This window comes from Amycolatopsis sp. CA-230715 (assembly GCF_018736145.1).
Lineage (GTDB): Bacteria > Actinomycetota > Actinomycetes > Mycobacteriales > Pseudonocardiaceae > Amycolatopsis.
Map to the genome: position 1 here is coordinate 5,164,584 of NZ_CP059997.1, position 23,645 is coordinate 5,188,228.

Genomic DNA, 23,645 nt, shown 5'->3' on the forward strand with positions numbered 1-23,645 from the left:
CCGTCCGGCTCCGACTGTCCGCAAGACAGGCCGATAGCTGGAGGCGCGATGTCATTGCTCAAGAAGAAGACGGCGGAAGAGCTGAAAGCCGAGGCGGAACGCCAGGCTTCTCTGCAACGTCAGGCTGAGGCGCGGAAACGTGCGGCTGAAGAACAGAAAGAGCGCGAACGAATCGCGCAAGAGCGCCGGGATTTCGAAATGTCGCCCGCGGGTCGTGCACGCGCCGCATTCGCCAGGAAAGACCATGTGTTCCAGTACTCGATGGACGTGATGAACCAGCAAGCCGTGATCATCATGATGGTGGGCGGCACCACGACCCAGAGTACGACCGACCCCGTGGATGTCCTCAACTCGGTGTGCCGGGAAGGCTGGGATCTGGTCAACGGATCGTTCGTGTTCGTCGAGCAGGGAAAGGAAAGTCGTGACAAGTTCATGTCTTCAGGACAGAACGTCGCGATCAAAGGAAGAACTGTGGGCTACTATCTGTTCAAACGCTTTCCCGCCAATCGGCGCCCATGAATAAGCGCGATCGGCCCTCTGTTTTTTAGCGTGCTGGTTGGAACTTGGCGGAAATGTTGCAAAGGCTTGGGGAGTGGTGCGCGACTTCAGCACCTTCAGTACAGGACTGTCCGTTGGTTTGAGCCCTGTCGCGGGTGTAGAGCGGATCGCCGTTAGAGCTAGAACTGGTAATACAGGAATGGGCTGAAGGTGCCGTTCGCGATCAAAATCGCGGCGTAGAGCAAACCCGCCGTCATCACGCCGATCCGCAGCCCGTTCGCCTGCCGCGAGCGCGAGGATTCCAGCATCGGACCGGTCACTGGGTGCGCGGGCAGGAAAACCACGACCAGTGCGGCGAGGAGGAACACCAGGCGCTGGTTGGTCAGTGCCGCGTCGACGACGTCGGTCAGCCCGGAGAAGTCCGGCAGCAGCATGTGCCCGATCATCGCGAGCGCGTGCGGCAGATCCGCCGACTTGAAGATCACCCAGCCGAACACGACCAGGACCAGGGTGAGCGCGCGCCGGGCGACGCGGGCGTACTGGCCCGCCGGGTTCTGGTCGTGGCCGAAGGCGCGTTCGATGATCAGCAGCGCGCCGTGGTAGAGGCCCCACACCAGGTACGTCCAGTTCGCGCCGTGCCAGAAACCGGTCAGCACGAACACGATGCACAGGTTCCGGTAGGTCTTGCCGACGCCGTTCCGGTTGCCGCCGAGCGGGATGTAGACGTAGTCCCGGAACCAGCGCGACAGCGACATGTGCCAGCGCCGCCAGAACTCGGTGATGGTGATCGACGAGTACGGTCGCGCGAAGTTCTCCGGCAGCCGGAAGCCGAGCATGCGGCCGAGTCCGATCGCCATGTCGGAGTAACCGGAGAAGTCGAAGAACAGCTGCAGCGTGTAGCCGACGGCGCCGAGCCATGCGACGCCGAAGGTCATTTCGTTCGACGGCGTCGCGAAACAGGCGTCGACCATCGGCGCCAGCGTGTCGGCGATGATCGTCTTCTTGCACAGCCCGAGCGCGAACCGCGGGAATCCGGCGGCGATGTCGTCGAGCCGGTGCGATCGGTGCTGCGGGAGCTGATCGGCGATTTCGCGGTACCGCACGATCGGGCCCGCGACGAGCTGCGGGAACATCGAAATATACGTCGCGAACGACACCGGGTTGCGCAGCGCGCGCCGTTCGCCGCGGTAGATGTCGACCACGTAGGAAATGTGGTGGAAGGTGTAGAACGAGATCCCGATCGGCAGCGCGAGGTGCGTGATCGGGAAGTCGCCGCCGAGCAGGTGCGCGAACGCGGCGATCTGCTGCGTCGCGAACCCGGCGTACTTCCAGATCACCAGCACGCCGACGTCGACGGCGATGACCCCGATGATCAGCCCGCGCTTGCGGCCGGGGCGGGTGTCCCAGTCGTTGGGTTCGAGCGCCATCCCGGCCAGGAAGTTGACGACCATGCAGGCCAGCAGGAGCAGCGTGAACGCGCCGGCGCCGATCGCGTAGAACAGCAGGCTCGCGATCGCGATGATGCCGTTGCGCCAGCTCCGCGGGCACACCAGCACGGCGAGCAGCACCGCCGGCATGAAGTACCACAGGAACAGTGGCGAGATGAACGACATCGCTTGCTGGCCCCCCCGGGTTCCGATCGAACAGACCCTAACCCGGGCGGCGGTCCGGTCGGGCCGGTACTCCTAGACCCGGCCGGCGGCGCGGCGCCGCCTGGCGACCTCGGCGAGCAGCACACCGGCCGCCACCGAGGCGTTCAGCGATTCGACACCGGCCGACATCGGGATCGAGACCGTGGCGTCGCAGGTTTCGCGGACGAGCCTCGACAGGCCGCGCCCCTCCGAGCCGAGCACGATGACCAGCGGGTCGGTGGCCAGGTCGAGGGAGTCGATGTCGACGGAACCGTCCGCGTCGAGGCCGACGATCATCAGGCCTTCCGCCGCCCACGCCTTGAGCTGGCGGGTGAGGTTGGTGGCCATCGCCACGGGCAGCTTCGCCGCGGTGCCCGCGCTGGTCCGCCACGCGACGGCGGTCATCCCGGCGCTGCGGCGCTCCGGCAGCAGCACGCCGTGCGCGCCGAACGCGGCCGCGGACCGGATCACCGCGCCGAGGTTGCGGGGGTCGGTCACGCCGTCGAGCGCGACGAGCAGCGGCGCGGTGCCGGATTCGGCGGCCACCCGCATCAGGTCGTCGGGATGCGCGTACTCGAACGGCGGAACCTGCAGGCCGAGGCCCTGGTGCATGGCACGGTTCGTCTTGCGGTCCAGCTCCTCGCGCGGGATCTCCAGAATGGAGATGCCCTTGTCCGCGGCGATGCGGACGGCCTCGGTCACGCGGTCGTCGGCGTCGACGTTGATCGCGACGTACAACGCCGTCGCGGGCACGTCGGCGCGCAGCGCCTCGACCACCGGGTTCCGGCCCGCGATCAGCTCGGGGCTGTCGGCCTTCTTCTTGTTCTTCTTGTCCGCGGCGCGGGCGGCCGCGGCCGCCTTGCGCTGTGCGGGATGGCCGGGGCGCATCTCCGCTCGCGGCGTGGGGCCCTTGCCTTCGAGCCCCTTGCGCCGCTGGCCGCCGGAGCCGACGACCTGGCCCTTCTTCGTGCCGGGCTTGCGGATCGCGCCCTGTCGCCGGGAGTTGCCTGCCATGGTTGAGCGTCCTGACTGCTAGTCGTGGTCCTTGAGCGTCCACACCGGACCGTTGGGGGTGTCCTCCACCGCGATGCCCGCGTTGGCCAGGCTGTCGCGGGCGGCGTCCGCCCTGGCGAAGTCCTTCTCGGCGCGCGCCTTCTGGCGCTCTTCGAGCAGCCCCGCCACCAGGTCGGCGAGGGCTTGGCGAGCGGGTGTCTCGGCACCCGAATTGTCCGCCCACGCTGGGGAAAGCGGGTCGAGCCCGAGCACATCGGTCATCGCGCGCACCGAAGCCGCCAGCTCGAGCGCCCCCTTTTCATCGCCCGAATCGAGCGCGGTGTTGCCCTCGCGGACGGTGTTGTGCATCACGGCGAACGCCTGCGGGGTGGCGAGGTCGTCGTCGAGCGCGGCCGCGAACTCCGGTTTGATCTGTCCGATGTGGACTTCCCCGACGGCGGCGGCGACGCGGCGGAGGAAGCCTTCGAGGCGCTGGTAGCCCTGCGCGGCTTCGGCGAGCGCGCCGTCCGAATACTCGATGGTGGACCGGTAGTGCGGCTGGATCAGGTACGCGCGCAGCTCCACCGCGCGGTAGTTCTCCAGCATCGCCGGGATCGAGACGGTGTTGCCGAGCGATTTCGACATCTTCTCGCCGGACAGCGTCACCCACGCGTTGTGCAGCCAGAACCGGGCGAACCCGTCACCGGCCGCGTTCGACTGCGCGCGCTCGTTCTCGTGGTGAGGGAACACCAGATCGACACCGCCGCCGTGGATGTCGAACTCCGGCCCGAGGTAACTGGTCGCCATCGCGGAGCATTCGAGATGCCAGCCCGGCCTGCCAAGACCCCACAGCGTCGGCCACGAGGGCTCGCCGGGTTTGGCGGCCTTCCACAGGGTGAAATCGCGCGCGTCCCGCTTGCCCTCCGCCAGCGACTCGCCCTGCTGGACGTCGTCGAGCTTCTGCCCGGACAGCGCGCCGTACCCGTCGAACGACTTCACCGAGAAGTAGACGTCACCGCCCGCCGCGTAGGCGTGCCCGCTGTCGATCAGGCGCTGCATCAGCTCGATCATCTGCGTGACGTGCCCGGTGGCGCGCGGCGCGATCGACGGCGGCAGGCAGCCGAGCGTTTCGTACGCCGACTCGAACGCGCGCTCGTGCGTGGCCGCCCATTCCCACCACGGCCTGCCCGCGTCGGTGGCCTTGGCCAGGATCTTGTCGTCGATGTCGGTGACGTTCCTGACCAGCAGCACGTCCAGTCCACTGTGGACGAGCCAGCGGCGGAGCACGTCGTAGTTCAGCGCACCCCTGACGTGCCCGATGTGCGGCACGCCCTGCACGGTCGCCCCACACACGTACATCGACGCCGTTCCGCTCCGGGCGGGGTGGAACTCCCGCACGCTTCGGGTCGCGGTGTCGAACAGGTGTAAGGGCACGCCCGAAATGGTACCGGGGTGCGTTCTGCCTGCAGAACGCCGCTGTCGCCTACAGAACGCCGTGCTCCCGGAGCGCGGTCAGCAGCGCGTCGGGGCGTTCGGTCGTCGGCAGCGGGTCGACCAGCGCGAACCGGCAGCCGAGCGCCCGCGCACCGCCGTCGGCCTCCTCGCTGTCGCCGATCATCAGGGTGTCCGCGGCCGGGACGCCGAGCCGCTCGACCGCGACCTCGAAGATCCGCGGGTCCGGTTTCTGCGCGCCGACCTCGAACGACAGGACGAACTGGTCGACGTGGGCGTCGAGGCCGCGCGCGGTGAACGCGGGACGGATGTCGAACGCGATGTTGCTCAGGATCCCGACCGCGAGCCCGCGCTCGGCCGAGCCCTTGAGCGCCGCCTCGGTGTCCGGGTACGGCGTCCACTCCGCCGGATCGCACAGCCGCGCGTACAGCGCCTTCGCCTGTTCGGCGTTCGGGACGCCGGATTGCCGGAGCACTTCGAGGTAGACCTTTTCGTGCAGGCCGGGGTCGAGATCCCGGTTCTCCCACGCGTGCTGGTACTCGGCGTCGAGCTGGACGACCTGGCCGACCGGGGCGGTCATGCGCCGCATCAGCTCGGCCTGGGCTTCGAGGTCGAGCGGATCGCCTTCGTCGCCGGTCAGCTCGGCCAGCCAGGTCTCGTCCTGCTCAAGGCGGAACACGGTGCCGGAAAAGTCGAACAACACAGCCCGGATCGTCACGGCACCACAGTACCGACGATCATCCTCAGGCGGAGAAACCTGTGATCTTCTCGGGGATTACGCGCACGATCACGCGCACGACGTCGGCGGGCTCCGCGGGGTAGTCGTTGCCGCCGTACTTGTTCGACAACTCGTCGATGAGCGCGCGGCCGCCGGTCTCGGTGATCTCCGCGCGACCCCGGACCTCGACGTAGTTGTACGGGTTCTCGGTCTCGAAGATCGAGACGGACACGCGCGGGTCGCGGGCGAGGTTGCGTTCCTTGCGCCTACCGCGCGTGGTGGAGAACAGGATGGTGTCGCCGTCGCGCTTGACCCACACGACCGAGGACTGGGGCTGGCCGTCGGGGTTGGTGGTGGCGATCGTCGCGTAGTTCTTGCCGTCGAACAGGGCGCGGGTCTTCTGGTTGAAGGTGGCAGTCATGACGCCGAACTTAGCGGCACGAGCAGTGCGGTCGCGATGGCGGCGACGCCTTCACCCCGCCCGGTGAGGCCGAGCCCGTCGGTGGTGGTGCCCGCGACGCTCACCGGCCCGCCCGCGGCCTCGCCCAGCACGCGCTGCGCTTCCTCCCGCCGGGTGCCGATGCGGGGCGCGTTGCCGATGACCTGCACGGACGCATTGCCCAGGGAGAATCCCGCCTCGGTGATCCGACGCCGGACCTCGGCGAGCAGCTCGGGGCCGTGCGCGCCGGACCAGCGCGGGTCGCCGGTGCCGAAGACCGCGCCGAGATCGCCGAGACCGGCGGCGGCCAGCATCGCGTCGCACAGCGCGTGCGACGCGACGTCGCCGTCGGAATGCCCGGCGCACCCGGGCACGCCGTCCCAGCGCAGGCCCGCGATCCAGCATTCCCGGCCGTCTTCGAGGGGATGGACGTCGACGCCGGTGCCGATTCTCACAAGCTCTCCAGTAGCGATTCGGCGACCGCGAAATCGAACGCCGAGATGACTTCGAGTGCGTTCGGATGCCCCTCGACGAGGCGCACGGAATCGCCGAACGCCGCGAGTGGATCCGGGGTGTCCACGACCGCGCGGAGTGCTTCCGCGGCGTAGCCCTGGGGTGACTGGATCGCCCGCAGGTACGCGCGGTCCTCGGTGGCCGTGAGCACGCCGTCTTCGACGATCTTGACCGTGTCGGTCACCGCGGCGGCGGGGACGGCGGCCCGCGCGCCCGCCCGTACCGCCTCGACGACCGCGGTCACGAGCGAGGGCGGGGTCAACGCGCGCTTGGCGTCGTGGACGAGCACGATCGCCGATTCTTCCGGCCGCGCGTCGAATGCGCGCCGCAATGGCGAAACACCGGGAAGGTCCTCGAGTACGAGGCAATAGCGTTTTCGAGAGGGCCCTTCCGGGAAAGGAAGGGCGTTTTCGTAGGCACCAACGCGCCGCGCGGGGGCGGTCACGATCACCAGATCCACGCACTGGGAATCGAGCAGCCCGCGCACGGCGCGCGTCAGCAGTGGCTCACCCTTGACGGGGGTCAGTACGCCGGGATCCTCGGAACCGTCGGTCGGCACGAGGGCGACCACACTCGACTCGGTCATCAGGCGCGATCGTGTCCGGCTGAATACGTACTGTTCCTCGGGGTGATTTTCGGTCAGACCGCTGCGGTTTCCAGCACTTCGTCGAGCAACACTTCCGCTTTGCCTTCGTCGGTGCCCTCGGCGAGCGCCAGTTCGCTCACCAGAATCTGCCGCGCCTTGGCCAGCATGCGCTTCTCGCCGGCCGAAAGGCCGCGATCCTTCTCTCGCCGCCAGAGGTCTCGCACCACTTCGGCCACCTTGTTCACATCGCCGGAGGCGAGCTTCTCGAGGTTGGCCTTGTACCGACGAGACCAGTTCGTGGGCTCTTCGGTGTGGGGAGCGCGCAGCACGTCGAAAACGCGGTTCAAACCATCCTGGCCAACGACATCGCGCACGCCGACGATCTCGGCGTTGTCTGCTGGCACGCGAACCGTGAGATCCCCTTGCGCGACCTTGAGGACGAGGTACTTCTTCTCCTCGCCCTTGATCACACGGGTCTCGATCGCTTCAATGAGTGCGGCACCGTGGTGCGGGTAGACGACGGTCTCTCCGACCTTGAAAACCATGTGTCCTCTGCCCCTTTCGCTGCGTCCATCCTATCACGGCGTGCCGAGGGGCACCTAGCGCCCCGCATCCGTCCTCGCAGGTCAGCGGCCTGATGGTGGCACGGGCGGGGGTTGACAAACGTGCATTTCCCATGCTCATGCAGGTGAGGCGCGAGCCATCGGGCCGCGCTCCGGCGATTCCACAGTGGACGGTTGGGTGCCCGCTGCCGGACCAGGTTCTCCGGTGCCGGCGGGGCCGGGCTACCCTTCGCGTGGACAAGGCACGCCCTAGGAGGGACGGAAGACCGTGAGGCTGCAGAAACGTCGCATGCTCGGGGCCACCGTGCTCGGTTTCGGTGCCGTCATGGCGATCGCGGGATGCGGCGCCGGGCAGATCACCCAGACCGACACCCAGCAGGCCGCGGTGAACGGCGCCTACGCACAGGTCGGCGGGCTGTCCATCCGGGATGCCGCGGTGGTCAACCGCGACCAGTGCGAGCAGGCCTACCCCCAGGGCAGCTCCGCGCCGCTGAGCCTGCGCGTGATCAACCAGGGGCCGAAGGACGACGTCCTCGAGTCGGTGACCTCGAACCTCTCCGCCGGTGGCGTCATCGGCGGGTCGAAGACGATCGTCGCGTCGCACACGCTCGTGCTCGGGCCCGCGCAGGCGGCGGGTGACGAACAGGCCGAGAAGCCCGCTTCATCCTCGGCGCCGTCTTCCGGTGCGCCGTCGTCGTCCCAGCCGTCGGCCGAGCCGACCCCGACCAAGGTCGGCGAGGGCACGGTGACCCTCGAAGGGCTCAAGACCGCGATCTGGCCCGGCCAGACCGTCAAGGTCACGTTCACCTTCCGCGACGCGGGAGCGGTGACCGTCGACGTGCCGATGGCGGCGCCGAAGCAGGAGCACAACTGCCGCCCCGAGGCGAAACACGACCAGCCCGCGCACGAATGACCGGGATTGTCGGTGCCCGCCGCTAGCCTGGCATCGTGGTCAAGAAGGGCATCGGCTTCCGCTGTGGCGAGTGCGGGTACGAACCCGCCAAGTGGGTTGGCCGCTGCCCGGAATGCCAGGCGTGGGGCACCATCGAGGAGCGCGGTGACGCTCGCCCGCCGATAGCCAGGGTCGCCGCGGGCGCGCCGAGCGCTCCCGCGCGCCCCATCGCGGAGGTCGACGTCGAAGCCGCGCGGGCGCGGCACACCGGCGTCTCCGAGTTGGATAGGGTGCTCGGCGGCGGGCTGGTCCCCGGCGCGGTGGTGCTGCTCGCGGGCGAACCGGGGGTCGGCAAGTCGACGCTTCTGCTGGAGGTCGCCTACCAGTGGGCGGTCGGCGGCACCGCGGGCCCGTCGTTGTACGTCACCGGCGAGGAGTCCGCTGGTCAGGTCCGGCTGCGCGCGGAGCGCACCGGGAACCTCAACCGCGGGATGTACCTCGCCGCGGAGAGCGATCTTTCCGCGGTGCTCGGCCACGTCGACGCGGTGAAACCGGGCGTGCTGATCGTCGACTCGGTGCAGACCATGTCCTCGCCGCAGGTGGACGGCGCGCCCGGCGGGGTCACCCAGGTCCGCGCGGTCACGGCGGGCCTGGTCGCGCTCGCGAAGGAGCGCGGCCTGCCGATCGTGCTCGTCGGGCACGTCACGAAGGACGGTTCGGTGGCGGGGCCGCGCGTGCTCGAACACCTCGTGGACGTCGTGCTGCAGTTCGAGGGTGATCGGCATTCCACGCTCCGGATGCTGCGCGGGGTGAAGAACCGGTTCGGCGCGGCGGACGAGATCGGCTGCTTCGAACTCGTCGAGGACGGCATCGTCGGGGTGCCCGACCCGTCCGGCCTGTTCATGAACACCGGCGCCGATCCGGTGCCGGGCACGGCGATAACCGTTGCGGTGGAAGGGAAACGCCCGCTGCTCGGCGAGGTGCAGGCGCTGGTGTCGAAATCGCACATGCCGCAGCCGCGGCGCGCGGTGAGCGGGCTGGATTCCGCGCGCGTCAACATGGTGCTGGCGGTGCTGGAGAAGCGCGCCGAGGTGAAGCTGAGCGAGATGGACGTCTACGCGGCCACGGTGGGCGGGATGAAGATCACCGAGCCGGCGATCGATCTCGCGCTGGTGCTCGCGGTCGCGTCCTCGGCGGAGGACGTCGCGCTGTCGTCGAAGCTCGTGACCGTCGGCGAAGTCGGGCTGGCGGGTGAGATCCGGCGGGTGTCCGGCACCGGCAGGCGGATCGCCGAAGCCGCCCGCCTCGGGTTCACGCACGCGCTGGTGCCGCCGGACTCCGGGAAGCTGCCGGACGGGATCCGGGTGCTCGAGGTGAGCAACGTCGGACTCGCGCTCGCCGCGGCAAGGAAGGCGTGACGGCCAGATCCCGCTACTTCGCGGGTTTCTCCCCGTGCTTCGCGCTCACGCCGTAGGTCAGCACGGATTCGTCGATGACCGTTCCCGATTTCAGGTCGCCCGAGATGTTGTTGTCGTCGGGAACATCCTTGAGAGCAGTCTTCTTGGTGCCGATCAGGTGCCCGGTTCGGGGGTCGACGATCAGGGCGAACAGTTCGGTCGACGTGGCTAGGCTGAACTCGGTGCCGGTGCGGCCGTCCGGAAGAGCGGCGTCCGTGTTGATCGTGACCTGTGGCAGAAGTGCGAGAGCCTGGTATATCCGCGTTCGGATGGAGGCCGGGTACAAGCCGGTTCCCAGCATCTCGCCTGCCAGCGAGAACACACCGGACTCGGCCTCGCTGATCGGTAGTGAATGCCGCAGGGTATCGAGGAGGCCTTGGGCGGTGTGCGGCAACGAGTCCAGGATCGCGCGGCGCGGTGACAGCCACCGCCACGGGTACACGTTGTCCGAGTCGCGCCGCAGCGAAGGTGCGCAGTAGTAGAAGGCGTCGGCCGCGGGTCCGGCGGGTGGCGGGGTGAGGCCGTAGTTCCCGGCAGCCTGGGCGGTACCGGAAATCCACTGGAGGCGACCGGTCATCGTCTGTGTCTGACCGAAGTCGGAGGCGCCGAAGCCCGGCGACCAGATTTCGGACAGGCACTCGGAGCGGTAGGCGATGGGCGTGCCCTTGGCGTTGATCCGCTTCCAGTGGCGGTCCGCGACGTAGAGGTACTGCCCCCCGGCCAGCACCGGATCGGTCGCGTGGATGCCGTCGAGCGCGGATTGCCTGCTCGCCACGGGGGTGCTTTCTTCACCTCGCACGGCGATCACGGTCGTCCCGGTCACCAGTGCCAGCGCGGTGACCGCGGCTGCCACCGGCCACCAGCGGCGCGTGCCACGCTTGCTGAGCGCTGCCACGGGAAGCAGGTGCGCTCCCGAGGGTTCGACGGTACGCAGGAGCGTCGTCCTGGTGTCGTTGAACCGGCTCTCGTCGCGGTCGATTTCGTTGTGCAGTGCGGAAAGCGCTTCGTCCAAATCGGACTCGGACCAGAGTCGGCGCGGGGCGTCGTCAGTCATCGAGGTCACCTCCCTTCGGTGCCCTGGCGCGGAGTTGCCGTCGTACCCGGTGCAGGCGCGATCTGACCGTCCCTTGGGGAATGCCGAGTGCTTCGGCGGCTTCCGCGGGTTCGAGCCCCGCCCACGAAACCAGGAGCAGGGTGTCGCGGTCGGCTTCGCTGAGATCCGCGAGCGCGCCGGCGAGCAAGGCCGCCTTCCGCTGCGCGTCGACCGCGTCGGGCACGTGCGAATCCGGCCCGCGTGCCACGCGCTCATCCCGTCCCGCGAGCCGTGCGGTCGCGTTCAGCCCGCGAACTTCCGTCCGGACGTGATGGCGGAGGAGGTTGGTGGCGATCCCGTAGAGCCACGCGCGGAACGTCCCGGCGTCGGGGCAGTAGGCCGTGCGCTGGCGCAGCGCGGTCAGGAACGTCTCGCCGACCAGGTCGTGCGCGGTCTCGGTGCCGACTCGCCGGGCGAGGTAGCGGTGCAACGGCGCGGCGTGCCGGTCGAAGAGCAGGCCGAAGACCGGCGCGGGGTCTCCCGAGGTCAGATCGGGCCGGTCCAGCCCCATGACCGGCACCGCCGGATCGGACGCGTCGGTCATCGGCTGCATGTGGGGGTCTTTCCCGATGCGCGCCGCGGCGTTCACGCGTTTGGCGTCGCTGGTACGGATTCGCACCAGGTTAGACCGTTCGGCGGATAGTGCAGAAATTCCGAAATGACTAGAAAGTCGGTAAGTAATTAACACTGGAGGGGTTCATGATTCGGAAGCTCGCGTTGGTGACCGCTGCGGTACTGGCCGCGGGGACGTTGGTGCTGCCAGCCGCGGCGACCGCCGCTCCTGCCGCGGTGAAGACGCTGAACGTCGACTACCAGGTGCAGGTCACCGGGTACTACTGCGGCCCGGCCGCGACCAGGATCGCGTTGTCCGCGCGCACCCAGAACCTGCCGAGTCAGGACGATCTCGCGGCCCAGCTCGGCACCACCGAGAACGGCACCGACCACATCAGCCAGGTGGTGACCGTGCTCAACAACGACCTCGGGACGTCCTGGTACGAGACGAAGGAGATGCCGAACGACCCGCCGAGCCCCGAGCAGAAGGACCTGCTCTGGAACGACATCGTGAAGGACATCGACAACGGGTACGCGCTCGTCGCGAACATCGTGGCGCCGCCGAACAACCACCCGCCGGGCTACCCGAACGAGACGATCTACCACTACTTCACGGTGATCGGCTACGACACCGACGCCCGCACCGTCCAGATCGCCGACCCGGCGAACTTCGGCGGAAACCAGATCTACTGGCTCGGCTTCGACCAGCTCGCCTCCCTCATCCCCCCGAAGGGCTACGCCGCCTGAGCGCGTTTAGCGGGCTAAACGCGCTCAGCGCCCACCCCCTCGTTCTTCCTTGGGCCGGGCGCGTTTAGCCCGCTAACTGCAGGCAGGCGCGGTCAGCCGGCGATCAGGCACGCCACGGCCGCCACGATCGACGCGCGCCTGCGTGCCAGCAGTGCGTCGTCCCGCTTCGGGGCCGACAGCTCGAAGCTGCCGGTCGTCGACAAGTGGATCACCAGGGTCAGCAGGTCCTCGGCGTCGAAGCGGGTGGGCAGGGTGCCGTCGTTCTGTGCTTCGCGGATCGCCGCGACCTTGTGCGCGGTCGACTTGGCCAGCATCGCGGGCGGCTCTTCGCGGCCGCCGCGTTCGAGCGCGTACCAGGTCGCGAGGCGCAGCGCTTCCGGATGCGCGTGGTAGCGGTCGAAGAGCTTGCCCGCGTAGCGGGGCAGGTCGGCGGCGTCGATCGGGACCTCAGTGACGGTGCCGGTCACGATCGCGTCGAAAACGGCGTCGAAGAGCTGGTCCTTGTTGCCGAAGTACGAGTAGATCATCGCCTTGTTGCAGCCGGCGCCGGCCGCGATCCGGTCGACCCTGGCGCCGGCGATGCCGTACGCGGAGAACTCCGCCGTCGCCGCCTCGAGCAGTTTCCGGCGGGTTGCCTGCGCGTCTCGGGCCATGCCGCCATGGTAGACGACTAACTAGTTGGTTGAGCTGTCCCCGCTGCAGCTGTACCAGTACGACTTCTCCGAGTCCTGGAGTCTGGCCGCGAGCCGTGGTTCATCACCGTCGAAGGCAGGCTGGCCGGTTTCGCACTGGTGCGCCAGGACGTCTTGACCACGACGGTTCGCGGAATCTGGGCGAGTTCTTCGTGGTGAGGAAATACCGCAGGCGCGGCGTCGCCACCGTGGCCGCGCGCCTGCTGTTCGGCAGGCACCCGGGAGCCTGGACGCTGGCGCTCGACGAGGACAACCCCGGTGCCGCGGCGTTCTGGCCCGCCCTGATCGAGTCGGTGGCCGAACCGGGCACGACGACGCGGTCCGCGCCGACGGCGCCACCCTGGAGGAGATCGCGGACGAGTCCGTGGCCAGGCTCGGCGGATCCGTCGGCGAGGTGAACGTCCTGACCAGGGCGGCCGCCGGTACCGAGGAGGCGCCGAGCTACACGCAGACTCTGCGGGTGGCCGCCGAGCTGGACGGCGCCCACCGCGAGCTCATCCAGTGCCAGGTGTACCTGGAGATGCGGGACGACGATCTGCCCGCTAAACGCGCTGTGGTGGAACTCGTGTTGACGAGCACGGTGGAGGGGTTCGAAGATTTCGTCGGGGAGTTCCAGGAGTTCGTGCGCTCGGTGGTGCCTGCCGACGCCGGGTGAAGGGGGCGGCCGGTGAACCATCCCGTGGTCGAACTGATCGCCGATCGGGTGGCCACCGGCAGCAGGCCGGGCGCGCGCACGGACGGCGAGCGGCTCGCGCTGGCGATCGAGGGCGGCAGCAGCCGCGGCACCTATTCCAGCGGGATGACGCTCGCGATCGAGGAACTGGGCCTGCTCGGCTGCTTCGACGACGTCTACGGCTCGTCGATGGGCGCGCTGAACGGGGCGTGGCTGCTGTGCGGGCGCGCGGGCCGCGGCATCAGCACGTGGTGGGATCCGGCGGTGATGCGCCGGGTGCTGAACCCGTGGGGGCCGCTGCACGGGCGGCCGGTGGTCGACACCGACTACCTCGTGCACAGCGTCTACAGCAGGCTCCAGCCGATGGATTTCCCCGCCATACTGGACAATCCGGTCGCCTTCCATCCACTCGGGACGGACGCGGACACCGGCGAATCGACCGATCTGCACGAGTTCCTCGAAGACGAGGACACCCTGAAGCGGTCCTTGCGGGCGACGGCGTCCATCCCGATCCTCGCCGGGCGCCCGATCGAGCTGGGCGGCAGGCGGTTCGTCGACGCGGGTATCGCCGAGCCGCTGCCCTACCGGACGGCGCTGAAGCAGGGCGCCACCCGCGTGCTGATGTTGCGCACGCGCCGCGCGGACGAGCTCCCGATCCGCCCGCCGCGCCTGTACGACGTGGTGGTGCCGCGGTTCCTGCAGCGCCACGCGCCGGGCGCGATCGACGCGTGGCGCGCGCAGTACGAGCTGGAGATCTCCGACGAGGACTTTCTCGCGAGCTGGGAAGGTACCGTGCTGACGATCCGGCCGCCGCTGGATTCGCCGGATGTCGGCCTGCTCGAACGCGAGCCCGATCTGCTGAAGCGGGCGGTCATGCTCGGCAGGGACGCGGCGCGGACGGCGCTGGCGGCCTGATCAGCGGGGTACGAGCCGTTCGACACCGTCGAGCAGGCGCTGGAGCCCGAACTCGAAGATGCTCTCCGGCCCGGACGCCTCGAACTCGTCGCGCCCGAAGCGGGCGATCATGGGCAGCGCGGCCAGCGCGGGTTTGATCTTCTCGCCCTGCGCGCTCATCCACTGCTCGCGGGGCGCGGCTTCGCGCGTTTCGCGGGCTAATTGCAGTGCGGCGCTCTGCGTGTGGGTGGAGAGCATGATGGCGATCCTGACCATGGTGGCGAAGTCGAGCCCGATGCCCTCGACCGCGCGGATGCGCCAGTCGGTGTAGGCCATCATCTTCGGCGCGATCGGCGGCCTTGTGGTGAGCGCGAACATCTGCGGCAGCCACGGGTGCTCGGTGTAGAGCGCCCACTCCTGGCGCGTGGAGAGTTCGAGCTTCGCGCGCCAGCCGCCGGGGCCGGGCTCCGGCAGCGGTCTGCGGCCGAACACCTCGTCGATCATCAGCTCGCCGAGCTCCTCCTTGCCCGGCACGTACCGGTAGAGCGACATCGCGCCGACGCCGAGCTCGGCCGCCGTCCGCCGCATCGACAGCCCGGCGCCGCCGTCACGATCGGCGAGTGCGATCGCAGCGGCCACGATCCGGTCCACGGTCAGTGCCTGCCCCGCCTCCTCTGTGCCGGGTTCGCGCTGCTTCTCGGCGACGCGTTCGCGATACGCCCGCGCGCGGCAGGCGCGCGAGCAGTAGCGCTGCGGCCGCCCCCGGCCCGCCGGGGGAAGCTCGCGTCCGCAGACGGCGCAGCTCGTCACTTCGCACTCCTTTTCGTCACGAATTCGAAAATCGTGACAAAAGAATACCGGACACTTTGAACGTGTCGATAGTCGGACAAAACTCACTGATGCAAACCGTAATTGCTCTACTCTGATGTTATCGAGTACGGTGTATTTATGACTCGTACATCGTACTTAGAGCAGTCGCCGAGGGGGACCGCCGCCCAGCGCGGCGTCGTGGTGCGCGACCTCGTGAAGGTTTACGGGGCCGGGGACAACGCGGTCACCGTGCTGGACGGCGTCACGTTCGCCTTCCGCCACCGGTCCGTGACCGCCGTGATGGGTCCGTCCGGCTCCGGCAAGAGCACGCTGCTGCACTGCGCGGCCGGGCTCGACCGGCCGACCTCCGGCTCCGTGTCGATCGACGGCACCGAACTGACCACAGTGGACGAAGCAGCGCTCACCCGGCTGCGCCGCGACCGCCTCGGCTTCGTCTTCCAGTCCTACAACCTGGTGCCGACGCTGACCGTGCGGCAGAACGTCACGCTGCCCGCGGAACTGGCGGGTCGGCGCGTAGCGGAAAGCGCGGTGGAGGGCGTGCTCGCGCGACTCGGCCTCGGCGCACACACCGACGTGCGGCCCGCTTCGCTTTCCGGAGGCCAGCAACAGCGCGTCGCGATCGCCCGCGCGCTGCTCGCCGAGCCGGCGGTGATCTTCGCCGACGAGCCGACCGGCGCGCTCGACAGCCGCGCCGCGGCCGAAGTGCTCGGCCTGCTGCGGGATGCCGTCGACGCGGCGGGCCGCACGATCGTGATGGTCACGCACGATCCGGTGGCCGCGTCGATCGCCGACGCCGTGGTGTTCTTCGCCGACGGGCGAGTGGTGGACACCTTGACGCGGCCCACCGCGGACGCGGTCGCGGCGCGCATGGCGAGGCTCGGCGCGCCGGTCGGTGGTGTGCGGTGATGTGGCGTCTCGCCCTGCGCACGGTGCGGGCGCGGCTGGTGTCCTATGTGGCCTCGGCGGTGGTGATGGTCGCGGGCACCGCGCTGCTCACCGCCTTCGCGGCGCTCGCCGAGACCGGGATTTCGGTGCCAGGCGCGAAATCGCTGGCAATCCTCGCCTGGATCCTCGGCGGCTGGACCGTGGTGATCGTGGCGTTCGGCGTGGTGTCCACCGCCGCATTGGTGATCCAGCAACGGGAACGCGAACTCGCGCTGCTGCGGTCGATCGGCGCCGCGCCCGCGCAGCTGCGGCGGTCGATCATGGCCGAGACGCTGGCCGTCGCGACGCCCTCGGTCGTCGTCGGTGTGGCCCCCGGGTTGGCACTCGGGTCGTTCCTGCTCGCCAAGGTGATCGACGCGGGGGTGGTGCGCGGCCCGCTCGCGCTGGCGGTCACCTGGGTGACCCCGGTCGCGGGTGGCGCGGTGGCCCTGCTGGCCGCGGCGGGAGCCGGTTTCCTCGCGGGAAGGCGCGCTTCGACGGTGCCGCCGATGCTCGCGCTCGCCGAGGCGTCCGGTGCACCGTCCACAGTGGTCACTAAGGGAAAAGTGCTGGCAGGGCTCGCGTTCCTGGTCATCGGGATCGGCTCGGGGCTCGGCACGCTCGCCATGCCGGACGGCCCGATGCTCGCCGCGGCGGCGGGACCGGCGTGCATCGGGGTCGCGATCGGACTCGCGCTGCTGAGCCCCGCGGTGCTGGCGTTGGCGACGGGGCTGGCGGAGCGGGTGCCAGCCGGGGTCGGCAGGCTCGCGCTGCGCAACCTCGGCGCGCGTGCGGCGCGGGCGACCGGTGTCGTGGGCCCGATGACGCTGCTCGTGGGGATCTCGACGGGCACGCTCTACATGCAGGGCACCGAGGATGCCGCGATCGCCAGCGGTCGTGAAAGCTCCGGCGCCGAGTTCGCGGCGGCCAACTACCTCGTGGTCGCGATGATCATCGCGTTCTGCGCGATCGCGGTGGCCAACACGCTGATCGCCGCGACCAGACACCGGCGCCGCGAGTTCGGCCTGCTGCGGCTCACCGCGTCGACGCGGCCGCAGGTGCTGCGGATGGTCGCGGTGGAAAGCGCGGTCGCCGCCGGGGTCTCCGTGGTGCTCGGCACGGTGTCCGCCGCCGCGACCACGATCCCGTACAGCCTGGTCAAGATCGGTTCGGTGCTGCCGCGGGGTCCACTGTGGATGTACCTCGCGATCGTCGGCGGAACGGCACTGGTGGCGCTGGCCGCGACGCTGCCGCCGACCGCACGAGCGACCGCGGTGCGGCCGGTCGTCGCGCTGGCCGCGTGAGCTACCAGAGGTAGGTGGGGCCGCTGAACTTCTGGAGGGTGCGCAAGGAAGGCCGGACGAAGAAGTGCCCGGCGGCGAACCCGATCCAGGCCAGTGCCAGGAACGCGAGCTGGTTGAACAGCGCGACCGGCGTACCCGCGTGGAACAGCGCGCGCACGATCACAGCCAGCAGGGCGAAACCCATGGTCGCGGAAACGCAGACCAGCAACGCGTTCCTGGTCGTGCGTGCTTTCGCGATGTCCAGGTAGGTGGCGCGCACGCACCGCCGGGCGCTGATCAGCGTGACGCCGAGCGCGATCGTCCACAGTGGAGCGAGTGCGTCGGTGACGTGGATCGCCGCGGGGACGTTCTTTTCCAGCACGCCACCGATGAACCGGAACAGGCCGTAGAGCAGCAGCGTTCCCACGCACAGCGTCACGCCGATCAGCACCACGCTGGACCGGAAGCGGTGCGCGAAGGCGGGTGGCAGTTCGCGGTACCTCGGGTCCATTGTGGCCTCCCCCGGAAAACGAGCGCCGGTGCGGAAAAACCGCACCGGCGCCCCTCGATCACTGCTGTGCCAGCAGGTTCGCGCAGCGGATGAGACCGATGTGTGAATAGGCCTGCGGGTGGTTGCCCAGCGAGCGCTCGGCGACCGGGTCGTACTGCTCCGGCAGCAGGCCCGTCGGCCCCGAAGCGTCCACGAGCTGTTCGAACAGTTCCTCCGCCTCGGTGCGGCGGCCGGTCAGCAGGTAGGCCTCGACCAGCCACGCGGCGCAGATGTGGAAGCCGCCTTCGCCGCCGGGCAGCCCGTCGTCGCGGCGGTAACGGTACACAGTGGACCCGCTGCGCAGCTCCGCCTCGATCGCGGTGACCGTGTTCTGGAAGCGTTCGTCGCTCGGGTCGATCAGCCCGGTGAGCCCGACGAACAGCGACGCCGCGTCCAGATCGGTGCCGTCGTAGGCGGTGGTGAACGCGGAAACCTCTTCGTTCCAGCCGTGTTCGAGCACGTCGGCCTTGATCGCCTCGCGCAGTTCGTGCCAGCCCGCCGGGATGTCCCGGTCGTAGACCTCGCCGAGCTTGATCGCCCTGTCGATGGTCACCCAGCACATCACGCGCGAGTACACCCGGTGGCGCGGCACGTGCCGCTCCTCCCAGATGCCGTGGTCCGGCTCGAACCAGCGCCGCGTCACGGCCTCTGCCATCGCGCGCACCATCTGCCAGTCCTGGTCGCGCAGTTCGCCGCGCGCACCCGCCAGCGTCACCACCAGTTCCACGACCGGGCCGAACACGTCGAGCTGCACCTGGTGGTTCGCCAGGTTGCCGACCCGCACCGGCCGCGAGCCCGCGTACCCTGGCAGCGACTCGATGACCGCCTCGGCGCCGATCTGGGTGCCCGCGAGCGTGTACAGCGGGTGCAGCCGCTCCGGGCCCGCGAGCGACGCGAGCACCTTGTGCAGCCAGCTCAGGTAGCCCTCGGCCTCTTCGAGCGAACCGAGGTGGACCAGTTCCCGCACGGTCATCGCGGCGTCGCGGATCCAGCAGTAGCGGTAGTCCCAGTTGCGGACGCCGCCGATCTCCTCCGGCAACGACGTGGTGGCCGCGGCGAGCACGCCACCGGTGTCGAAGTTGACCAGCCCGCGCAGGGTCAGCGCGGAACGGCCGACCAGGTCCGGCTCGACTGACGGCATCTTCAGGGTGGCCGCCCAGGTGCTCCAGTACGCACCCGCGCGCGCCCTGCGGTCCACTTCGGACAGTTCATGTGTGCCGAGATCCGTTGTGCCGCACCGGAGTTCGAGCACTACCGGCTGTTCGGGCTCGGGCTGCACGAGCGCGGTCGCGGTGTCGTGCATACCGTCGGAGGTGATCTCCCACGCGACGCCCGGTGCGCGCAGCACGAACGGCTCCGAGGTGCCGAGCACCCGCAGCCCGTCGTCCTCCTGCACGAGCCGCACCGGCACACCGCCGAACTCGGGGCGGGGCGCGAAAACGACCTCGGCGGCGGCCTGCCCGGAGACCACCCGGACCAGATCGGTGCGGTGCGACGGGCTTTCCGGTTCGAGGTAGTCCGTGACGAGCAGGCGCGACCAGCGCGTCTCCACCGTCATCGTGTTCGGCAGGTACCGCTGGCCGAGGGGGAGCCCGTTGCGGTGCGGTTTGATCGAGAAGTGCCCGGCGCCGGGCCCGCCGAGCAGGTCCGCGAACACCGCGGGCGCGTCGGGCCCCGGGTGGCACAGCCAGGTCAGCTTCGCGTCCGGCGTGACCAGCGCGACCGACCGCTCGTTCGCGAGCAGCGAGATGCGTTCGATGGGCGGCGCCTGCTCGCCGTAGAGCCACGCGCGCCGCTCTTCGAGGATGAACGCGAGCACCGTCGCGACGTCGATGGTGTCCGGCACGCGGAAGGTCGCGAGCGTTTCGCCGTCGCCGACCTTCACGCCCATGTCAGGTCCGGACAGCCTGGCGAAGGCCTTCTCGTCGGTGACGTCGTCGCCGAGGAAGATCGTCGCGGTCGCGCCCGCCTGGTGCCGCAGGGTGTCGAGCGCGCGGCCCTTGTCGGTCTGGACCACCGCGAGCTCGACCACCTCCTTGCCGTCCGTTGTGGACACGCCCTCCCATGTGGACGGTCCGCTGTGGACGGACGCGAGCACGCGGCGGCCCGCGTCGTGCTCGGCTCTCCGCACGTGCACGGCGATGCTGGCCGGCTTCACCTCGAGCGAGACGCCTGGCACGTCGAGCACGAGCTGCTCCAGCTCGCTCTCCAGCTTTCTGTGCAGCTCACGGGCTTTCGCGTCCAGCGCGTGCACGAAACCGATGTCGAACTCGGATCCGTGGCTGCCGACCAGGTGCACTTCGGACGGCAGGCGGGACAGCGTCGCGAGGTCGCGCAGCGCGCGCCCCGAGATCACGGCGGTCGTCGTCTCGTGCAACCCGGCAAGCGCGCGCAACGCACCGACGGATTCGGGCAGTGGCCGTGCTTCGTCCGGATTGGACGTGATCGGAGCCAGCGTGCCGTCGTAGTCGCAGGCGACCAGCAGGCGGGGCGTGCGGGCGATCTGGACGATCGCGCGGCGCAGCTCGGCGGGCAGTGCCTCGGCGGTCAACACTCCTCCTCGGGAGCTTGGGGTGGGGACTTAGGTGGCCGTCTCGGCCCCGAGTGCTTCCAGGAACGAGCGCGCCCACCGGTCGACGTCATGCGTGAGGACCTGACGCCGCAGGGCGCGCATCCTACGACGCCCCTCGGCTGGGTCGAGCGTAATGGCTGCCTGCAACGCGTTCTTCACCCCGTCGAGATCATGGGGGTTCACCAGAAAGGCGCTGCTCAGCTCCGCCGCCGCACCCGCGAACTCGCTCAGCAGGAGTGCCCCGCCGAGATCATGGCGGCAGGCCACGTACTCCTTGCACACCAGGTTCATGCCGTCACGCAACGGGGTCACGACCATGACGTCCGCCGCCGAGTAGAAGGCGGCCAGCTCCGCGCGGTTCACCGACTGGTGCAGGTAGTGCACGACGGGATGGCCGACGCGCGCGAACTCGCCGTTGATGCGGCCGACCATCTGCTCGATCTCGCCGCGCATGCGCTGGTAGTGCTCGACGCGTTCGCGGCTCGGCGTGGCGAGCTGTACGAACGTGACGTCCTCCGGTTTGACCCTGCCTTCCTGCAACAGCTCGTGGAACGCCTGCAGCCGGAGGTCGATCCCCTTGGTGTAGTCGAGCCGGTCGACGCCGAGCAGCACCGTCTTCGGGTTGCCGAGGTCCTCGCGCACCTGCGCGGCGCGCTCGACGACCTCCTTCGTCTTGGACAGCGAATCGAGGCCAGCCGCGTCGATCGAGATCGGGAACGCGCCGACGCGCACGGTCCGGTCGCCGACCTGCATCATGCCCGGCCTCGACCGGACGCCGACCGCGCCGCGGCTCGGTTCGAGCCCCACCAGCGTTCTGGCCAGCCACAGGAAGTTCTGCGCGCCGCCGGGGCGGTGGAAGCCGACGAGATCCGCGCCGATCAGACCGCGCACGATCTCGGTCCGCCACGGCAGCTGCATGAACAGTTCCACCGGCGGGAACGGGATGTGCAGGAAGAACCCGATCCGCAGGTCCGGCCGCAGCTCGCGCAGCATGCTCGGCACCAGCTGCAGCTGGTAGTCCTGCACCCACACCGTCGCGCCGTCGCCCGCGACCTCGGCGCACGCCTCGGCGAACCGCCGGTTGACCCGGACGTAGCTCTCCCACCAGCCGCGGTCGAACACCGGGCGCTCCACCACGTCGTGGTAGAGCGGCCACAGCGACGCGTTCGAAAAGCCTTCGTAGTAGTCCTGGACCTCGTCCGAGGTCAGGGAAACCGGGTGCAGGACGAGCCCGTCGTCTTCGAACTCTTCGACCTCGACGTCGGGCACGCCCGGCCAGCCGACCCAGGCGCCCTTGCGTGACCGCAGGAACGGTTCCAGCGCGGACACGAGCCCGCCGGGGCTCGCGGTCCAGCGCTGGGTTCCGTCCGAGGAGCGGTCGAGGTCCACCGGAAGCCGGTTGGCCACCACGACGAACTCGGCGGAGGTGTAAATGCTCTGACTCAAGGCAGCTGCTCCCTCGCTCGGCGGGACGCACTCGGCGTCACGACACTATCCGCCTGAGTGCCCGAATGCGGGTGAGCTAGTCCACCCTTCTCCCCTGATCCAGTGGTCCGGCCATGCGCGGCCCGGCCAGCTTGCGCTCGAGCCTGCCGAGCCCGGTGCGCACCGGCTGCGCGAGGTACTCGCCCAGCACCACCCCCGCGGCCAGCGCGAGGCCGACCGCGATCGCGGTCATCAGCGTCGAAATGTTCGTCGACGGGTCGACCGCGAGGTTGTACAGCCCGCGGTACGTGGACAGGCCGGGCAGCAGCGGCGTGATCCCGGACACCGCGACCACCAACGGCGTCACCCGCAGGCGCCGTGCGAGGACGCCGCCGCAGAACCCGACGAGCGTGGCCGCGCCTGCCGACGCGGCCACCGCTTCGAAATCGCCGAGGATGAGCAACCCGTACGCCGCGGCGCCGATCGCGCCCGCGGCGCAGGAGACCAGCGTCGCCCGCAGCCGCGAATAACTGGCCAGCGCGAAGCACGCCGCCGCCCCCGCGCCACCGATGATCGTGACCGGCAGGAGCTGCGGGCTGTAGGGCGGCACCTCGGGCGTGGTCGGCGGCAGGCCCAGCTTGACCGCGATCTTCAGCGCGAGCACCACGCCCGCGATCAGCCCGGCGCTCATCAGCGCGGTTTCCATGGTGCGGCCGGCCGCCGTCACGTTGTATCCGGTGATGGCGTCTTGCACGGCGGAAACCGTGGACAGCCCGGACAGCAGCACCGTGATCGCCGCCGCTACCACGAGCGTCCGTTTGTCCTCGGTGATCAGGCCGGAGGACGAGATCGCGAGCGCGGAGACCATGGCCACCACCCCGCCGACGACCTGCTGGAAGAAGAACGGCAGCGCGTAGCGGTTGAGCACGCGCCCGATCCGGTCGATCACCGCGCTGATCACCAGCGCGACCAGCGCCACGTCGATCGTGCCGCCGATGAGCAGGGTGATGAAGAAGGCCAGCCCGCCCCACGCGAGCGTCGCGACCCAGCGCGGGTACGGGTGCTCCGCGCGCGTGATGCGCTGGAGTTCGGTGTAGGCCTCCTCGGCGCTGATGTTGCCGCGCGTGATCTGCCGGACGAGGAGCTCGGTGTCCGAGAGCCTGCTGTAGTCGAGGCTGCGGGACCGCACCACGCGCAACGCGCTCACCGGGTTCATGTCGGTGCCGCGGTGACAGGTGACGGTGATCGACGTGAAGATCACGTCGACCTCGCAGTGCGGCAGGCCGAGCGCGTTCGTGATGGCGATGATCGTCGCCGTGACGTCCGAAGCGCCCGCGCCGCTCGACATCTGCACCTCGCCGATCCGCAGGGCGAGGTCGAGGACGAAGTTGACGGTGGAGTCGTCGGGCAGCGCGGGTCCGTGCAGCGCGTCGCTTTCGACCACGGGCTGTTCGCCGGTAGGCGCTTCGAGAATGTGCCACGCGCGGCGCCGCAGCTCGTGGCCGCGGTGCTTCTCTCTGCTCTTCCGGCCCGCCGGTGACTTGTCAGCGCCGGGCTTTTCTTCCGGGGCCTCGAGAATCCGCCAGGCGCGCCGTTTGTTGGCAGGCCCCTTGGCGCGCTGGTTGATCTTCATGTGTCGTCCACCTCCTTCGTCCTCGCCCGGACCA

At 69.5% G+C, this 23,645-nt stretch carries 25 protein-coding genes; 9 read left to right on the top strand and 16 right to left on the bottom strand.

Going from position 1 to position 23,645, the window contains the following annotated elements; genetic code table 11:
• The first annotated feature begins 48 nt into the window (after positions 1–48).
• On the top strand, positions 49–519 hold the full coding sequence (locus HUW46_RS24860) for a hypothetical protein (protein ID WP_215549558.1): 471 nt from the start codon (positions 49–51) through the stop codon (positions 517–519).
• Between the two features lie 158 nt (positions 520–677).
• On the opposite strand, the gene HUW46_RS24865 is transcribed toward HUW46_RS24860, so the two are convergent.
• The 8 genes from HUW46_RS24865 to HUW46_RS24900 form a co-directional block, all read right to left on the bottom strand.
• Positions 678–2,111, bottom strand: coding sequence for an MBOAT family O-acyltransferase (locus HUW46_RS24865; protein WP_215549559.1), 1,434 nt, complete (start codon positions 2,109–2,111; stop codon positions 678–680).
• Positions 2,112–2,183: 72 nt separating this feature from the next.
• Positions 2,184–3,143 carry a 23S rRNA (guanosine(2251)-2'-O)-methyltransferase RlmB gene (gene rlmB / locus HUW46_RS24870; RefSeq protein ID WP_215549560.1) on the bottom strand — a complete coding sequence of 320 codons (960 nt, stop codon included), beginning with the start codon at positions 3,141–3,143 and terminating at the stop codon, positions 2,184–2,186.
• Between the two features lie 18 nt (positions 3,144–3,161).
• Positions 3,162–4,556, bottom strand: a complete 1,395-nt coding sequence (cysS, locus tag HUW46_RS24875; protein WP_215549561.1) for a cysteine--tRNA ligase — start codon at positions 4,554–4,556, stop codon at positions 3,162–3,164.
• 49 nt (positions 4,557–4,605) lie between these two features.
• The gene (locus HUW46_RS24880; RefSeq protein ID WP_215549562.1) at positions 4,606–5,292 is read right to left on the bottom strand and encodes an HAD family hydrolase; all 687 of its coding nucleotides are present in this window, start codon (positions 5,290–5,292) and stop codon (positions 4,606–4,608) included.
• Between the two features lie 25 nt (positions 5,293–5,317).
• The gene (locus HUW46_RS24885) at positions 5,318–5,713 is read right to left on the bottom strand and encodes a PPOX class F420-dependent oxidoreductase (protein WP_215549563.1); all 396 of its coding nucleotides are present in this window, start codon (positions 5,711–5,713) and stop codon (positions 5,318–5,320) included.
• A complete protein-coding gene (ispF, locus tag HUW46_RS24890) occupies positions 5,710–6,186 on the bottom strand; it encodes a 2-C-methyl-D-erythritol 2,4-cyclodiphosphate synthase (RefSeq protein WP_215549564.1) in 477 nt (158 codons plus the stop codon). Before ispF ends, HUW46_RS24885 begins: the two co-directional genes overlap by 4 nt.
• Positions 6,183–6,830 (bottom strand): IspD/TarI family cytidylyltransferase, encoded by a 648-nt coding sequence (locus HUW46_RS24895; RefSeq protein WP_215549565.1) that lies wholly within the window; start codon positions 6,828–6,830, stop codon positions 6,183–6,185. The genes ispF and HUW46_RS24895 overlap by 4 nt, the downstream gene beginning before the upstream one ends.
• 53 nt (positions 6,831–6,883) lie before the next feature.
• On the bottom strand, positions 6,884–7,375 hold the full coding sequence (locus HUW46_RS24900; protein ID WP_020669809.1) for a CarD family transcriptional regulator: 492 nt from the start codon (positions 7,373–7,375) through the stop codon (positions 6,884–6,886).
• Between the two features lie 286 nt (positions 7,376–7,661).
• Between HUW46_RS24900 and HUW46_RS24905 the strand changes: the two genes are divergently transcribed.
• The gene (locus tag HUW46_RS24905; protein ID WP_254126540.1) at positions 7,662–8,306 is read left to right on the top strand and encodes a copper chaperone PCu(A)C; all 645 of its coding nucleotides are present in this window, start codon (positions 7,662–7,664) and stop codon (positions 8,304–8,306) included.
• Between the two features lie 35 nt (positions 8,307–8,341).
• Positions 8,342–9,703: a DNA repair protein RadA gene (radA, locus tag HUW46_RS24910; protein ID WP_215549566.1), complete on the top strand. Its 1,362-nt coding sequence runs from the start codon at positions 8,342–8,344 to the stop codon at positions 9,701–9,703.
• A gap of 13 nt (positions 9,704–9,716) precedes the next feature.
• Here the strand turns inward: radA and HUW46_RS24915 are convergent, their stop codons facing one another.
• Both HUW46_RS24915 and HUW46_RS24920 read right to left on the bottom strand, forming a co-directional pair.
• The gene (locus HUW46_RS24915) at positions 9,717–10,796 is read right to left on the bottom strand and encodes a hypothetical protein (RefSeq protein WP_215549567.1); all 1,080 of its coding nucleotides are present in this window, start codon (positions 10,794–10,796) and stop codon (positions 9,717–9,719) included.
• Positions 10,789–11,388 (bottom strand): RNA polymerase sigma factor, encoded by a 600-nt coding sequence (locus HUW46_RS24920; protein ID WP_215550091.1) that lies wholly within the window; start codon positions 11,386–11,388, stop codon positions 10,789–10,791. The genes HUW46_RS24915 and HUW46_RS24920 overlap by 8 nt, the downstream gene beginning before the upstream one ends.
• A gap of 149 nt (positions 11,389–11,537) precedes the next feature.
• Between HUW46_RS24920 and HUW46_RS24925 the strand changes: the two genes are divergently transcribed.
• On the top strand, positions 11,538–12,134 hold the full coding sequence (locus HUW46_RS24925) for a C39 family peptidase (protein ID WP_254126640.1): 597 nt from the start codon (positions 11,538–11,540) through the stop codon (positions 12,132–12,134).
• Positions 12,135–12,226: 92 nt separating this feature from the next.
• On the opposite strand, the gene HUW46_RS24930 is transcribed toward HUW46_RS24925, so the two are convergent.
• Entirely contained in the window at positions 12,227–12,787 is a 561-nt protein-coding gene (locus tag HUW46_RS24930; protein WP_215549569.1) for a TetR family transcriptional regulator, read from the bottom strand.
• A 191-nt stretch (positions 12,788–12,978) separates the two neighbouring features.
• Here HUW46_RS24930 and HUW46_RS24935 point away from each other — a divergent pair, with 191 nt between their 5' ends.
• Genes HUW46_RS24935 through HUW46_RS24945 form a run of 3 tightly spaced genes read left to right on the top strand, consistent with a single transcriptional unit; the run spans position 12,979 to position 14,414 of the window.
• Positions 12,979–13,224: a hypothetical protein gene (locus tag HUW46_RS24935; protein WP_215549570.1), complete on the top strand. Its 246-nt coding sequence runs from the start codon at positions 12,979–12,981 to the stop codon at positions 13,222–13,224.
• Positions 13,191–13,481, top strand: a complete 291-nt coding sequence (locus HUW46_RS24940) for a hypothetical protein (RefSeq protein WP_215549571.1) — start codon at positions 13,191–13,193, stop codon at positions 13,479–13,481. The genes HUW46_RS24935 and HUW46_RS24940 overlap by 34 nt, the downstream gene beginning before the upstream one ends.
• 12 nt (positions 13,482–13,493) lie before the next feature.
• Entirely contained in the window at positions 13,494–14,414 is a 921-nt protein-coding gene (locus tag HUW46_RS24945) for a patatin-like phospholipase family protein (protein ID WP_215549572.1), read from the top strand.
• Here the strand turns inward: HUW46_RS24945 and HUW46_RS24950 are convergent, their stop codons facing one another.
• Positions 14,415–15,203, bottom strand: a complete 789-nt coding sequence (locus tag HUW46_RS24950; protein WP_215549573.1) for a TetR/AcrR family transcriptional regulator — start codon at positions 15,201–15,203, stop codon at positions 14,415–14,417.
• Between the two features lie 138 nt (positions 15,204–15,341).
• Between HUW46_RS24950 and HUW46_RS24955 the strand changes: the two genes are divergently transcribed.
• Positions 15,342–16,130, top strand: a complete 789-nt coding sequence (locus HUW46_RS24955; RefSeq protein ID WP_215549574.1) for an ABC transporter ATP-binding protein — start codon at positions 15,342–15,344, stop codon at positions 16,128–16,130.
• Entirely contained in the window at positions 16,130–17,452 is a 1,323-nt protein-coding gene (locus HUW46_RS24960) for an FtsX-like permease family protein (RefSeq protein ID WP_215549575.1), read from the top strand. Before HUW46_RS24955 ends, HUW46_RS24960 begins: the two co-directional genes overlap by 1 nt.
• 1 nt (position 17,453) lies before the next feature.
• Here HUW46_RS24960 and HUW46_RS24965 read toward each other — a convergent pair whose 3' ends face one another.
• The 4 genes from HUW46_RS24965 to HUW46_RS24980 form a co-directional block, all read right to left on the bottom strand.
• Positions 17,454–17,942, bottom strand: a complete 489-nt coding sequence (locus HUW46_RS24965) for a hypothetical protein (protein WP_215541250.1) — start codon at positions 17,940–17,942, stop codon at positions 17,454–17,456.
• Between the two features lie 58 nt (positions 17,943–18,000).
• Complete coding sequence (otsB, locus tag HUW46_RS24970) at positions 18,001–20,532, bottom strand: trehalose-phosphatase (RefSeq protein ID WP_215541251.1); 2,532 nt, start codon at positions 20,530–20,532, stop codon at positions 18,001–18,003.
• 30 nt (positions 20,533–20,562) lie between these two features.
• Positions 20,563–21,999: an alpha,alpha-trehalose-phosphate synthase (UDP-forming) gene (locus HUW46_RS24975; RefSeq protein WP_215541252.1), complete on the bottom strand. Its 1,437-nt coding sequence runs from the start codon at positions 21,997–21,999 to the stop codon at positions 20,563–20,565.
• Positions 22,000–22,075: 76 nt separating this feature from the next.
• Positions 22,076–23,611 (bottom strand): threonine/serine ThrE exporter family protein, encoded by a 1,536-nt coding sequence (locus tag HUW46_RS24980; RefSeq protein WP_215541253.1) that lies wholly within the window; start codon positions 23,609–23,611, stop codon positions 22,076–22,078.
• Positions 23,612–23,645 lie beyond the last annotated feature (34 nt).

What these genes read in the sequence shown, in the direction of transcription:
- HUW46_RS24865 (WP_215549559.1), bottom strand. Translation starts at nt 2,111, where the DNA reads ATGTCGTTCATCTCGCCACTGTTCCTGTGGTACTTCATGCCGGCGGTG.
- HUW46_RS24915 (WP_215549567.1), bottom strand. Translation starts at nt 10,796, where the DNA reads ATGACTGACGACGCCCCGCGCCGACTCTGGTCCGAGTCCGATTTGGAC.
- HUW46_RS24965 (WP_215541250.1), bottom strand. Translation starts at nt 17,942, where the DNA reads ATGGACCCGAGGTACCGCGAACTGCCACCCGCCTTCGCGCACCGCTTC.
- HUW46_RS24980 (WP_215541253.1), bottom strand. Translation starts at nt 23,611, where the DNA reads ATGAAGATCAACCAGCGCGCCAAGGGGCCTGCCAACAAACGGCGCGCC.
- HUW46_RS24885 (WP_215549563.1), bottom strand. Translation starts at nt 5,713, where the DNA reads ATGACTGCCACCTTCAACCAGAAGACCCGCGCCCTGTTCGACGGCAAG.
- HUW46_RS24930 (WP_215549569.1), bottom strand. Translation starts at nt 12,787, where the DNA reads ATGGCCCGAGACGCGCAGGCAACCCGCCGGAAACTGCTCGAGGCGGCG.
- HUW46_RS24860 (WP_215549558.1), top strand. Translation starts at nt 49, where the DNA reads ATGTCATTGCTCAAGAAGAAGACGGCGGAAGAGCTGAAAGCCGAGGCG.
- rlmB (WP_215549560.1), bottom strand. Translation starts at nt 3,143, where the DNA reads ATGGCAGGCAACTCCCGGCGACAGGGCGCGATCCGCAAGCCCGGCACG.
- HUW46_RS24955 (WP_215549574.1), top strand. Translation starts at nt 15,342, where the DNA reads ATGACTCGTACATCGTACTTAGAGCAGTCGCCGAGGGGGACCGCCGCC.
- HUW46_RS24895 (WP_215549565.1), bottom strand. Translation starts at nt 6,830, where the DNA reads ATGACCGAGTCGAGTGTGGTCGCCCTCGTGCCGACCGACGGTTCCGAG.
- HUW46_RS24900 (WP_020669809.1), bottom strand. Translation starts at nt 7,375, where the DNA reads ATGGTTTTCAAGGTCGGAGAGACCGTCGTCTACCCGCACCACGGTGCC.
- HUW46_RS24960 (WP_215549575.1), top strand. Translation starts at nt 16,130, where the DNA reads ATGTGGCGTCTCGCCCTGCGCACGGTGCGGGCGCGGCTGGTGTCCTAT.
- HUW46_RS24920 (WP_215550091.1), bottom strand. Translation starts at nt 11,388, where the DNA reads ATGCAGCCGATGACCGACGCGTCCGATCCGGCGGTGCCGGTCATGGGG.